Origin of the sequence: Sinobaca qinghaiensis (assembly GCF_003610495.1) — a bacterium.
Lineage (GTDB): Bacteria > Bacillota > Bacilli > Bacillales > Marinococcaceae > Sinobaca > Sinobaca qinghaiensis.
Genome location: NZ_RAPK01000011.1, coordinates 106,072 through 118,915, shown reverse-complemented (window position 1 = coordinate 118,915; position 12,844 = coordinate 106,072). Strand labels below are relative to the sequence as shown.

The following is a 12,844-nucleotide window of genomic DNA, read 5'->3' as shown; positions in this document are numbered from 1 at the left end:
AACAGAATAAGGAGCTGAATAAGATGGCTGAAATGTATGATCATAATGGACACCCTGTAAAGCATGGCAGAGCAAGAGTTAATGGAATTCGAATGCACTATATCACGGCAGGAAAGGGAGAGCCGCTGCTGCTGCTTCATGGGACACCGAAAACCCACTATTACTGGTATAAACTTTTTCCTTTATTAACAGAACATTTTACGGTAGTAGCTCCGGACCTCCGCGGGTTTGGCGATACGGACAAGCCGCCGGCAGAGGAAGGGTACGACTCGTTAACGAATGCAAAAGATATGGCAGAACTCATGACAGGCCTGGGACATGAGCAGTTTTACCTGCACGGGGAAGACCGCGGAGCAGAATTTGCCTACGCATTGGCAGCAAGTTATCCAGAACGTGTAAAGGCACTGTGTTTTGCCGAAATGCTTCTATCCGGACAGGGGCTGGAAGAATGGTCGAACTTCACGCCGGAAAATGTCTCCGCTCAATATAACTTGAAAGGCGTATGGCTCTGGCATATCCCATTCTTTTGGATTCCCCATATTCCCGAGATGCTGATCAGCGGACATGAGCGTGAATTCTGGGAGTTCTGGATCAAGCAGGAAACGTGGAACCCTAATGCTATTACGAATGAGGCACTTGATGAATGGATTGCAAAGCTGTCGGCGCCGGGCGGACTGAGAGGTTGTTTGGAAACATACCGGGCCGGTCTTAAGAATGCAGAAATTAATGAAACCCTCTTAAAAAAGAAGCTGGATCTGCGCATTCTTACTATTGGTGCTCCTGAATTTTTTGGGGAACTGGTGGAAGGACAAATGCAGCATGCGGCAGAAAACGTGGAGCGCGCCGAGTTATTTGAAGAGTGCGGCCACAGCCTGGCTTTGGAAGCTGAGGATAGACTGGCTGCCGTGTTAAAAGAGTTTATGCTGAATAATAATTCGAAATGATAATTTTTAAAAAATAATTTCAAAAATTATCCAATAAAAGAAATGCTGAAGTATAATAAACATATCCTAAGACATCACGAATGCAATTATAAAAAGGAAGGACTTACACACTGGACAGGGTGGAGAGGAAGCTGCGATGAGAACGAGGGAAGCTGGAATGGTTCAATGGACGTACGTGTTAGGCATGGCTTTGCTTATTGCTGCGGCTTTGGTTTATATGGAGAGCTGGTGGCATTTATTTGATCGGGTGGAGCAGGCAGGTGTTGTATTTGGTTTTCTTTTACTGCTTTTCGTGCTGGCCTATCTCTGCCGGAAAAAGTTTTCTTTCTTCAGTGGATTGAGCTTGTTGGCGGGATATATCTGCCTAGGTCCTGCTATTGCACTGATAGGGACCATTTACCATTCCCAGGCAGAAAGCTGGTGGCTGCTGTTCTTCTGGCTGCTTCCCGTAATGGTCGTGACGCTTCAAGTAAAAATGCGATCCCTGCTCGTACTTCGATTTCTGCTGTTTCAGACGCTTCTCTGGACCATTATTTTCCCGGTGTATTATAACTGGCCGGAAGCGGGCACGCTGATAGGTCTGTTAGCAGCGTCGGCTGTCAACGCATCTATCTACTGGTGGAGTCTAAGAAAAGGGAAAGATGTTTTGCTGCAGCATGCCTGGTTTACTGCTGTTCTTTGGTTTCCATTCTGCGGTGCGGTGCGTTACGTGCTTCCGGAAGTGGAGGTGTTCGCAGGTACAGCGTATCTTGCCATTCTCGCAGTGTCCTTTTATGCGGTGCGCCGCAGACCTGCTACGCTTAAAATAACGATTGTATTTACGGGCCTGTACGCTTTTCAGTTTCTGTTTATTACGATGATGGATATCTACAGCGGAGCCGTTTTTATTATTATTTTTCTCTTTGCTGCCGGGGCTGTCTACGGCAGTGTGAAACTCATTTCTTCGTTTGCAAAACGCGGCCGGAGCATGCAGTCTAAATTATTTTTTCTGCATACAGTGACTTTAGTTGGAGCGTTAATAGCGGCAGGCGCCTTCAGTGGTTTTGTCGGCCTGTTTTTATTTGAGGCGCTGCCTGCTGTGCTGTTTGTGAGCATTCTGGTCCTGTTCAGTTTTGTGCTGTGGAAAAGAAAACTTGATTCCTCTTTTGCACAGGCCATCGTATTTTTCAGTATGATTCAACTAGTGGTTTTGAGTGCAGACGCGGCTGTCTGGCAGATGCTTCCTCTGCTTGCGTTAACCGGATGGATTTGGATGCGTGATGATCGTCCTTTTTACCGGATCGTTGTATATGGATTAGCCAACGCAGCCCTGCTTACCTGGCTTTTCCTGTTAGTGGAGAACACACATGCCGTGGTCTGGACGGCTGCCGGCCTGAATATCCTGATTGCTGCAGAAGCATATTGGCGGCTTTCCATTCGACTGCTTTATCTGCTCGGATACCTTGCGGCTCTGATGCTTTTGTTTCAGCTTCCTTATACCGTAATAGAGACGGAGCTTCTCTACTGGAGCTATCTGTTCGGCTACTTTTTGCTGCTTACCGGCCTGCTCTATGTTCAGGTGCGGCAAAAAGACAGCATCGCTGTCACCATCACGGCTGTACTCTGGTTCGTTTTTCTTTTTACCCAGTATGTTGATCTTTTCTGGACGTATGTTCATCTGGCATTTACTCTTTTTCTTCTCGGAGTGGGATTTCTCCTCACTGCGTATATACTGGAAAAGAAAAAGCAGCCTCTTTTAAAAGAAGCACCGCTGCGCTTAGGGAAACTGCCGGCTGCTGCGGTGCTGCTTGCTGCCGTGATTCTGCTGATTCCAGCCGTTCAAAAAGAAATGGTCTTACAAAACGGAGAGGTACTCTGGCTGGAGGTGGAAGACTACGGTCCAGGGTATGAAGAGGCAGAAAATCAAGCTTATATAAATATTTATGACGGTACGTACGAGGAAAACTTTCCGTCAGGGAGTTATGTTCACGCCCAATTGGAGGAAACAGAAAATGACAGTTATCGGCTGTTGGATATCAAAGCAGATAAAGAAGAAGCAGGATCTCCTTCTTTTCGCGGCAGAGTTAATAGCTGGAATGGGACAGAATTTGGAATTGATTCGTATCCCGCACCAGAAGGAGAAATCAGCCATGTTCTTCTGCGGATAGGAACGGACGGTGTGGCGGTAATAGAGGATGTGCGATACCGCCAGTAAAACGCCAGTAAAATAGGCCAGGAGGTTCAAAAGAATGAAACAATCAGGGACGCTGTACTTTTTCTGTGGGAAAATGGGGGCGGGTAAATCAACGAAATCAAAACAACTGGCCATAGATAAACAAGCGGTCCTGTTGTCTGAGGATGAATGGCTCACTTCTCTTTATCCAAATCAAATTGAAGTATTTGAGGATTATCTAAAATTTTCGATGCTGATCAAACCGTTAGTGAAAAAACATGTCCAAAATATATTAAATGTCGGTACAAATGTAGTAATGGATTTTCCAGCTAATACGCAAAAGCAGCGAAAGTGGTTTTTGGAGATGGCATCAGATGTCCATGCCGATCATCAGCTGATGTTCCTTAACGTAACGAATGAACAGTGCCTGCGTCAGATTGCACAAAGGCGGAACGAACAGCCTGAAAGAGCAGATTTTGATACGGAAGCGGTGTTTATTCATGTTACTACCTTTTTTGAAGCACCAGAAGCATCCGAGGGTTTAAATATTTTAGAGTGTAGTGAAAATGAATAAAAGGGAGAGGTTTCAACCAGCGGCGCCATGATGGAAGTACACACATATAATTATAAAAAGGAACTGCCCTTTTAAGGACAGCTCCTTTTCTTATGTTCTATTTTTAAAAATAGGTGTTTTTCTTTAATACGCGTATAACCGATTCGCCTTCCGGTACTTCACAGTGAAGCAGGAGCGATTTCGGGGATTCGAGTTCTTCAATCGTGTCCACCGCATAGGCTTTCCAGTCGGCTTTCGTCTCAGACAGGGTCAGTACGGCATAGCCGTGGGACGTACTGTCGAAAAGCTGAATCCATGGGTTTTCTACTTTAATAATATTCTGAAATTCCGTAAATAATCGCGTGACCGGTAGTTTAAGACCCTCTTTAATCACAGAGGGGACGTAGGATTCAACAGCATCCGTTGTTTCTTTTATAGGAAGCGGCACTCTTTCGAGCAGATGATCGGCGTAGTTTTTGGTGGTTTCGATCAAGTGATTGGAGCTGATCGGTCCAACCATAAATTCAACGCCGATCGGTTTGCTTTTTCCGCTGCGGTAATGTTCCTGAATATGGGACGCTTCAAATGTATGAAAATCTCCTGTCAGCGCAATAAAGTTGGGAACCTGGTGGTTTGCGATGGCGCGGGCAATCGTATTCCGTTCATAGGGAAATCCGTCCCAGGAATCCAGGTTAATGAAACGGCCGAGAAATTTCAGCTGCGTTACCTGAACCTGATTCCCCCAGATATTCCATTTGCTTTTCGAAGAGGCAAGCTTATCGAGAAGCCACTCCCGCTGCCGGGAGCCGAGCATGGACCGTTCACTGCTTTCCCTCTCTGCGCAGCCGTCTGTAAAGTAGCGGTCGGCCGGTTCGTTTCCGCATGGAAAGGAGTCCCGGTACAAACGCTCATCCATCATATAGATGCCGGCCAGGCTGCCAATTTCTATATGACGGTATACGGCGAGCGTACTTTCGGCACCATCCTCTGTCTGGTACGTAAACCGGCAGGGCATGTGCTCAAACCAGGCCTGGTTTGCAAAAGAACGGCGTTCCATATTCGGCTCCAGGTCATCATCCGGAGCGACACCCGGATAGTAGGTGTCATTTGCGTATTCATGGTCATCCCACACGGCTACCATGGCGTGCCGTTCATGAAGACGCTGCAGGTGAAAATCGGTACGGTACGTTTTGTAGAGCTGTCTATAGTCTTCCAGCGTATACGCGGTAGGGCTGCCGCTTGGCAGGTCAACCTCACGAAAGTTATCCGGAGCCTGGTAATCGGCGTTGCCCGTAACTTCGTATACATAATCGCCCAGGTGTATAAAAAAGGCAATGTCTTCTGCCGCCAGGTGGGTAAAAGCCGTAAAGTGTCCATTCGTGTAATCCTGGCAGGAGACATGACCGATGGAAACCTCTTTTATTTCTTCCTCCGCCCCGGGAAGCGTCCGACAGCGTCCAACCGGACTGGTCCACCCATTTTTTGTTATAAACCGGTAGCAATAGGTGCTGTCTGCTTCCAGATATGTATCCGTGTCTATCCGGACCACATAATCATGCTCGCTCCAGACCGGAGCGAGTGCCCGCAGCACCGGAACAGAAAAGTCGTCTGTTTGTGCAATCTCGACCAGGACAAATACATCCTCCGCTGCGCTGTCGGTTAAGTGGGATGGATCGGTTTTCCACGTTTCAGCCTCCGTGTTGACTTTTTTATTTGAAGCTCCTTCTATATAAGAAGGATCAATTCTCGTCCAGAGAATCATGCCGCTTGATGTGGGATCGCCGGAGACGACAGATTGGGGAAAAACGTTCTCAGAATAGCTCGATGCCGAATAAAAAGGATACAGGTTTTCTGTTACGGGAAATATCGTCCCTTCCAGAAAATAAGAGGAAAAGGGATGGCCTTTTTTAAATATATAACTGCCGTACTCATTCAATACAGAGCGCTCCTTTGGAAAAACTTCATTTGTCTATAAATGAGTGTACTACAGATAGCCGGAGGACTCTACAAACTCCTATTGGAAATTCATGGCATCGCAGCGGGTTAGATATACTGCCTGAGGGAATAGAAACAAATACGCCCTTGTTTCTTTGTTATACTGATAAAGATGGGATTAAAAAGGATAGAAAAAGAAATCAATAGGAGTGGAAAAGAAATGAAAACAAAAGCAATCTTTCTGGATATGGATGGAACGGTGCTCGACAGCCAGAATAAAGTCAGCCTCACGATCAAAAAGGTAATTGACCGGCTCCGGAGCCAGGGGCTGTATGTATTTATAGCAACAGGCAGATCGGCGATGGAAGTAAAGTCCCTTGTGCCGGAGGGATTTGAAGTAGATGGAATCGTTGCTTCCAACGGCATGGAAGGCCATATTAACGATGAGATCCTCTTTGAGCATTCGCTGCCGCTGGACCTGGTCGAAACGATTATTGCAGAAGCCAGAAAAAAGGAAGTCTACTACGAACTGTTTCCTTACAATGCCCCGCGCATTATGATGGCGGAGGATCAGGCGTTTATCGAAAGAGCAGTGGAGGATCCAAAGCCTGCGGAAGTGGAAATAAATGAATGGCTATCCCGAAAGCAGGCGGTCCGGCAGGATATTGTCTGGACGGAAACGCTGCCGGAACAGGCCGGCTATTCCAAATTTTACTTCTTTTCCAGAACGACCGGGCATATAGATGAATGGAAAGCAGAGTTGGAGCGTTTAAAAGAACACACCAGCTTTACAACGTCGACTTCTTCCTCGCATAACGTGGAAGTGATGTCTGCCGGCATTAATAAAGCGAGCGGTATAAAAGAAATGGTGGAGCGGTACAACCTTTCCCAGGAAGATACGCTGGCAGTAGGAGACAGTCACAATGACCTCCCGATGTTTGAATATGTTCATCATGCTGTAGCTATGCAGAACGCAGCCGATGATATAAAGGCGATTACCGATGAAGTCACTGAATTCACCTGTGACGAAGACGGAGTAGCGGCCTATCTGGAGCACACTTTTTTAAAAAACAAGGCAGATCATAAAGCGTAGAGGCTGTAGAAAAAGATAAAGCAGGTGATCACATTTTTCATTTAACGTGTCCCTACTGCGGACATAAAATTCCGTTATGGAAGCCAAAGTGGCGAAGACGGGACGTCCGCCCATGGGAATTAAAATGTCCGTCATGTGACCGGGTAAGCAGATACAGCAGGTCCCTGCTTATTTTTCAGGGAATATTTTTCTTTTTATTAATATTTGTCATCATGCCGTTTATTAATATCACTTCGGAATCTCTTTGGGAAGCATACTTGTACGGTTTGATTTTGATTCTTGTACTTATCCCGGTTTACTGGAAGCTTAACCGGCTGGAAAAAAAGGAATAACAGCCTGGAGTAGATTAACCTTCCCTGAAAAGTGGTAATAGTACAAAGAATACCTTTTACCATTTCATTACCTTTTGTCACAAGATAAAGAAACAGAGGCATGAAGGAAATAAGGAGAGTAGACTAATGACAGAAAAAGAACAGGGACCGCTGGATGTTGTGTTTGAACAAATTGAAGAGGCATCCCGGACAATGAAACTAAAAGACAGCGTGCAGACACTGCTGTCTCACCCTAAACGAAAAGTAGAAGTATCGTTTCCCGTCGAAATGGACGATGGCCATACGCAGCTTTTCAAAGGATACCGGACCCAGCATAATGATCTCCTGGGACCATTCAAAGGCGGGATCCGGTTTCATCCGTCCATGACCGTTGAGGAATCACAGGCTCTGGGCACATGGATGACGTTTAAATCGGCTCTCGTACAGATTCCGCACGGTGGAGCAAAAGGCGGCGTGGCGTGTGATCCATCGATGCTGAGTGATCGGGAGCTGCGGGAAGTAAGCCGGGGCTATATGGAAGCATTTTCCGACTTGTTCGGAGCGGGCCGCGACGTGCCGGCGCCTGACGTATACACGGACCCAAAAACGATGGGCATTATGATGGATACGTATTCAAGAATTGCCGGCAGGCATGAAGCGGGTGTTATCACAGGAAAACCACCTTTAGTCGGCGGTTCAAAAGCGAGAGGCGCCGCTACAGCGCAGGGTGCCGTTTATGTTATAGAGCAGATGCTTGAGAAAATGAAACAGGCTCCGGAACATACGCGGGTAGCCGTTCAGGGCTTTGGCAATGGCGGTCAGATCGCAGCACGCCTGCTCTATGACAAAGGTTTCAAGGTTGTCGGCGTCAGTGATTCTAAAACGGCCCTGTACGATAAAGAAGGGCTCGATATTCCAAAAGCCCAGGAAGCAAAAGAAAACAGTGGACTGAAAGAATACGGTGCAGCATTTATGCTCGACAGCAGTGAGGACGTTCTGTATGTGGATACCGATATTTTAATCCCGGCGGCCATGGAAGGCGTCATTACGAAAAACAATGCGTCCCGTATTAAAGCAAAGCATATTATGGAACTGGCAAACGGGCCGACCACTCCGGAAGCCGACCATATGTTAAAAGAGAAAGACCAGCATGTTTATCCGGATATTCTGGTGAATGCCGGAGGAGTCATCGTGTCTTATCTCGAATCGGTGCAGAATCACATGAACTATTACTGGGAAGAAGACGAAATAAACGAGCGGATGAAAACGTTTATTTTGGAGGCTTATGAAAACACCGAAGAAACCGCTGCATCCTATCAAACTACCTACCGAAACGGTGCGATGATCTTTGCACTCCAGAAGCTGGAACAGGCACTGGAATACAGAGGATATATTTCATAACAGATTGACTATTACACGAAAAACAAGCAGCCCCGCATCCTTATAAAGGACACGGGGCTGCTTTTTATGATTTCTTTGTTTCGTTGTCATTTCCTTTTTTATTCGAAAGAGGATGCACGGAAGGGTCTTCGTTTTCTGTTGTTTGGCCTTCGTCGTTAATACGGGCTTCTTCCCGTTTTACGTGTTCTGTCTCTTCTTCGGTTTCCTGGATTTTTCTTTTGCCTACCACAACTTCATCGGTAACGACCGAGGTTTTTTTTATTTCAACCTCCTCATCTGTGAGGCGCATCCGAACTTCATCGTGGTCTTCTCCTATTTCCCCGGGTGGTGCTGTTTCGCTGCTGTCGACCGGGCGCTTTTCAATAAAAGCTTCTTCCCGCTGGACCGGTACGGAGACTGTTTGTTCTTCCTCTACCACCTCTTTAGTAACACCGACTTCTCCTTTATCCACTTTTTTCTTCGTAACGTCCAATTGTTCTTCGCGAAGCGGCATGACCTGCTCCTCGGTGGATTCGTTTTGTGCGGTAGGAGCTTTATCCGGTTCGGCCGTTGTATATTCATTGCCGGGAGGAGGTACTTCCTGCTCGTCGATGGGAGCCGTGTCTAAAGAATGGGTGAGAACAATAACACTTCCCTTTTCTACAGCAGAAGCATGTGAATCGGCTTCTGCTTCGGACAGCCCCAGCTCCTGAAGCGTGGCACTTGTATGCGTCGTTGAATCGGTATCAGAAGAACTGCCTTTGAACATATTTTTTAAACCATCCATAAAGCTGGTGTTTTCTTTTTCCTGCGTTTGTTCCACATTTGCCTGAACGCCGGTTTCTTTCGAAATGAAACTGCCTTCATTTTCATCATTTAAGACGATGGAAATATTGTCAGAAAGGACGCCTTCCTGCTTTAAAGCGGCTATGGCTTCGGCTGCCTGCTGACTGTTCTCGTATACTCCGTGCACAGCTGCTGTCATGATAGTGCCTCCTTATTATATCGTGCATAATCCTTTTACCCTTTAACGTCATAAACGAAAGGATATAGTAGTGGGATTGCCATTTCCTGCCGTTATCAAACCTATATCCGCCATAGTTGAACATATAGTCCCATATTCGATATCTTTTCTGCAGAAGCGGCAGGAAGCCAATCAATGAGTGATTTACATCACATTGCCGGAAAGCGAAACCCATTATAATAAAGGAAGAACATCAGTCCTAATGACAGAAAAGGGGGACCGTATATGAGCGCTATTTATCACACCATCCTTGCAGCAGTAGACGGATCAGAGGAAGGATACTATGCATTTAGAAAGGCAGTCAGCCTGGCAGGAAAAGAAGGAGCAGAGCTTATTATCTGCACGGTAGTAGACGAACGCTCCTACACAGGAATTGAGTACAGCCCGGCTATCTTTGCAGGTTTTGAAAAATATGCCAAAACGCTTTTAGCAGAATACAAAACCCAGGCGCAGGAAGCGGGGGTTAAAAAGGTTACCACCAGCCTGGAATTCGGATCTCCACGGGTGAAAATCCCAAAATCAGCAGCTCCTAAGTTTAACGTGGACCTGATTATCGCCGGTGCGGCCGGAACGGGCGCTGTGGAAAGGCTTATTCTTGGAAGCGTGTCGGAGCACATTGTGAGAAGAGCTTCATGTGATGTGCTGATTGTACGCAAAAAGAAAGGATACGAAGAAGCCCTGGCTATGACTCCGTAACGTATCCATTTTCATCTACTTCAGCATTTATAGAAATATCTTCAAGGTATTGAAACATCTGTTGTTTTTCCTGGCCTTCGACCGGTGTAATTTGGTTGTTTTTAATTTGATAGGGGGCGAAAGCAAGACTTGTTTCTTCTTCTGTAAAGGTTAAATGGAGTACGCCTGTTTCGGCAGAATGGCCGCTCACGTAGTCCGGAAAAAGAAAATTCCCAAGCGAATAGGCAATGGGAACGCCGTCATAAAACTCAAATCCCTGCAGCCAGTGCGGATGTGCACCTACAATGGCGTCGGTACCCGTTTCGTCTACGATGCGCTCCACATATTCATGCTGATAAGCCGCCGGTGCGCTGGTTTTTTCAACTCCCCAGTGAAAATTAACGACCAGATGATCGGCATCAACGGACTCCTCGTGCGCCTGAATGGTTTCGATCACGTGATCAAGGTCGTAGCCATTCGTAACGCCGGGCTTTCCGGGCTGGGCCGTCCAGCTGAAATCGGGGAAAAAACGTGTGAAAGACAGAAAAGCGACCGTGCTGCCGTTAATTTCGACTACTTCTGCTTCATAAGCTTCTTCACTGGAACTTCCGGCACCGATATAAGCAATTTCTTTCGTTTCCAGGGCATCTATCGTGTCCAGCAGGCCCTGCTCGCCATAGTCCATCATATGATTGTTGCCGAGATTAACCATATCAACGTGGGCGCCTTTTAATGCATCCAGAGATTCGAGCCTGCTTTTAATCCAGAACAGCTGGCCGTCGGTTTTTGTTTCCCGCTCCGTGATGGTGCTCTCCAGGTTCACCATGCTGTAATCGGCCTTTTCAAATTCGTTATGTACGTACTCAAATGGATAATCATAGCCCCGCTCGTCGAGAACCGGCCGCAGGTCCCAGTCAAACATCGTGTCTCCGGCAAAAGCGATTGTAAAAGGACTGGCTTCCGGTACGGCTTCCAGCGCATTTGCTGTTTTTTCAGCCGGAATGGAAGGAACTTTTTGATCAGAGGGATCCGCAGTATTGCTGCCGCACCCCGCTGCAGTTAAAAGAAGCCCAGCTCCTAATAAAGAAAATAAATACTTCAATGAAAAGCCTCCTGGCTGTGTAGTGATGGTAAACATAAGGATCTTTTGTCAAAAGAAGGAATCAATATGTCGACAGTATAAAGGAATATATGCTGAAATGCCTGTGCTGAAGTACCTGTGACAAACCTATGGATACACTGCCATACGATACATTATTTAAAAACCTATTATGAGGAGGATACATGATGAAAACAGCTTACGAACGCATATTAGTAGCGGTGGATGACTCCTCGGAGTCCAAAAACGCGCTTCGCAAAGCAAGTGAAATCGCAAAAATGAACAATGACGCGAAGCTGATTATTACACACGTCGTAGATGAAGCCGCCTACGCCGGAGTCCAGACGTTTCCCGTTGATTTTTTTAAAGAGGCAGAGGAGCGGGGCAAAGAGCTGCTCCATGACATGGAAAGCGACATGATGGATGCCGGACTTACTAATATCGAAACCATTCTCGACCGGGGAAATCCCAAGGTTCTTATTCCTAAAGAAATAGCAGCAGCACAGAAGGCGGATTTAATAGTGGCAGGCGCATCAGGAGCGGGCACAGTAGAGAAGTTTGTTATTGGAAGCGTATCGGCAGGTATTGCCAGACATGCCACGAGTGACGTGCTGATCGTCAGGAAAAAAGCGGACGGCTACCCATATGTGTCCATCCTCCTGGCGGTAGACGGCTCTGAATCGGCGCATCGTGCCTTCAAAAAAACCATTCACCTGGCTAAATTGGAAAAAGCTGAATTAACGATCGCCCACGTTATCAATAAAAGAATGCTGTCAAACGTGACAAAAAACAGCAAGGAGGCACTGCAGTCTATGGAAGACGCCGGCTGGAAAATGCTTACCGAGTATAAGCAGGAGGCAGAAAGCGAAGGGATTTCTCCAGTCAGGGTGGAAGTAGAACATGGGGCTCCGAAGATGGTACTAGCAAGAAGCGTCGCACCCAGACATCATGCTGATCTTATTGTATCCGGGGCGTCAGGACTGCGCAGCAGAGAGCGGTTTTTCCTGGGCAGCGTATCGGAAGGCATTACTAGAAGAGCGGGATGCGATGTGCTCGTTGTAAGGCAGCCGGTGCAGGAGGAAACAACACTATAAGGGGGACTCTATATGACACAGATATACAAACGAATCCTGGCAGCGGTAGATGGATCCAGCGAATCCAAAGCGGCGTTTCAAAAAGCCAGACGGCTGGCTGAACGCGAGGGTGCTGAACTGCTGATCTGTCACGTTGTAGATACCACCTCGTACGCGGGCATGGAACACTACAACACGTCGTTTGTAAAAGGACTGGAAGAATACTCGCAGAACCTTTTAAATGAGTATAAAGCCGAGGCGGAGAAGGAAGGAAAAGTAAAAATCATTACGATTATGGAGCACGGTTCCCCGAAATCAAAAATCCCCAAAAGTATTGCAGGGAAATACCATGTTGATTTGATTGTAGCTGGGGCTGCCGGGATGGGAGCAGTCGAGCGGTTTGTCCTTGGAAGTGTCTCCGAACAAATAACAAGAAGAGCGGCCTGCGATGTACTGATTGTCCGTGCAGACAAACAATAAATCAGCGCTGCCGGCAGTAAATGCCGGCGGCTTTTTTATATGACAAATCAATGAACAAAGCACGCTTTCCCATCTAAATCAAAGACAGTGTCCGGTAAGACAGGTATAATCAGAACTAATCATAC

Annotated in this window: 11 protein-coding genes; 8 read left to right on the top strand and 3 right to left on the bottom strand. The window is 46.8% G+C overall.

The features are described from left to right. Positions 1-23 precede the first annotated feature (23 nt). From ATL39_RS14545 to ATL39_RS14535, 3 genes are all read left to right on the top strand, one after another. A complete protein-coding gene (locus tag ATL39_RS14545) occupies positions 24-944 on the top strand; it encodes an alpha/beta fold hydrolase (RefSeq protein ID WP_120194097.1) in 921 nt (306 codons plus the stop codon). A gap of 136 nt (positions 945-1,080) precedes the next feature. Beyond that, positions 1,081-3,138, top strand: a complete 2,058-nt coding sequence (locus tag ATL39_RS14540; protein WP_120194096.1) for a DUF2157 domain-containing protein — start codon at positions 1,081-1,083, stop codon at positions 3,136-3,138. Between the two features lie 34 nt (positions 3,139-3,172). Further along, positions 3,173-3,670, top strand: coding sequence for a P-loop nucleotide/nucleoside kinase family protein (locus tag ATL39_RS14535; RefSeq protein WP_120194095.1), 498 nt, complete (start codon positions 3,173-3,175; stop codon positions 3,668-3,670). A gap of 103 nt (positions 3,671-3,773) precedes the next feature. Here ATL39_RS14535 and ATL39_RS14530 read toward each other — a convergent pair whose 3' ends face one another. Continuing rightward, the gene (locus ATL39_RS14530) at positions 3,774-5,585 is read right to left on the bottom strand and encodes an alkaline phosphatase D family protein (protein WP_120194094.1); all 1,812 of its coding nucleotides are present in this window, start codon (positions 5,583-5,585) and stop codon (positions 3,774-3,776) included. Between the two features lie 219 nt (positions 5,586-5,804). Here ATL39_RS14530 and ATL39_RS14525 point away from each other — a divergent pair, with 219 nt between their 5' ends. Then, the gene (locus tag ATL39_RS14525; RefSeq protein ID WP_245961003.1) at positions 5,805-6,677 is read left to right on the top strand and encodes a Cof-type HAD-IIB family hydrolase; all 873 of its coding nucleotides are present in this window, start codon (positions 5,805-5,807) and stop codon (positions 6,675-6,677) included. Between the two features lie 458 nt (positions 6,678-7,135). After that, complete coding sequence (locus tag ATL39_RS14520) at positions 7,136-8,389, top strand: Glu/Leu/Phe/Val family dehydrogenase (RefSeq protein WP_120194093.1); 1,254 nt, start codon at positions 7,136-7,138, stop codon at positions 8,387-8,389. 64 nt (positions 8,390-8,453) lie between these two features. Here the strand turns inward: ATL39_RS14520 and ATL39_RS14515 are convergent, their stop codons facing one another. Next, positions 8,454-9,353, bottom strand: a complete 900-nt coding sequence (locus ATL39_RS14515; protein WP_120194092.1) for a YsnF/AvaK domain-containing protein — start codon at positions 9,351-9,353, stop codon at positions 8,454-8,456. 264 nt (positions 9,354-9,617) lie between these two features. On the opposite strand from ATL39_RS14515, the gene ATL39_RS14510 reads away from it, so the two are divergent. After that, positions 9,618-10,088 carry a universal stress protein gene (locus tag ATL39_RS14510; RefSeq protein ID WP_120194091.1) on the top strand — a complete coding sequence of 157 codons (471 nt, stop codon included), beginning with the start codon at positions 9,618-9,620 and terminating at the stop codon, positions 10,086-10,088. Here the strand turns inward: ATL39_RS14510 and ATL39_RS14505 are convergent. Continuing rightward, a complete protein-coding gene (locus ATL39_RS14505; RefSeq protein WP_170146945.1) occupies positions 10,075-11,169 on the bottom strand; it encodes a CapA family protein in 1,095 nt (364 codons plus the stop codon). The two genes, ATL39_RS14510 and ATL39_RS14505, sit on opposite strands and share 14 nt — an antisense overlap. Before the next feature lie 182 nt (positions 11,170-11,351). Here ATL39_RS14505 and ATL39_RS14500 point away from each other — a divergent pair, with 182 nt between their 5' ends. Together ATL39_RS14500 and ATL39_RS14495 are read left to right on the top strand one after the other, a co-directional pair. Continuing rightward, on the top strand, positions 11,352-12,260 hold the full coding sequence (locus ATL39_RS14500) for a universal stress protein (RefSeq protein WP_120194089.1): 909 nt from the start codon (positions 11,352-11,354) through the stop codon (positions 12,258-12,260). Positions 12,261-12,272: 12 nt separating this feature from the next. Continuing rightward, positions 12,273-12,719 carry a universal stress protein gene (locus ATL39_RS14495; protein ID WP_120194088.1) on the top strand — a complete coding sequence of 149 codons (447 nt, stop codon included), beginning with the start codon at positions 12,273-12,275 and terminating at the stop codon, positions 12,717-12,719. The last annotated feature ends 125 nt before the right edge of the window (positions 12,720-12,844 follow it).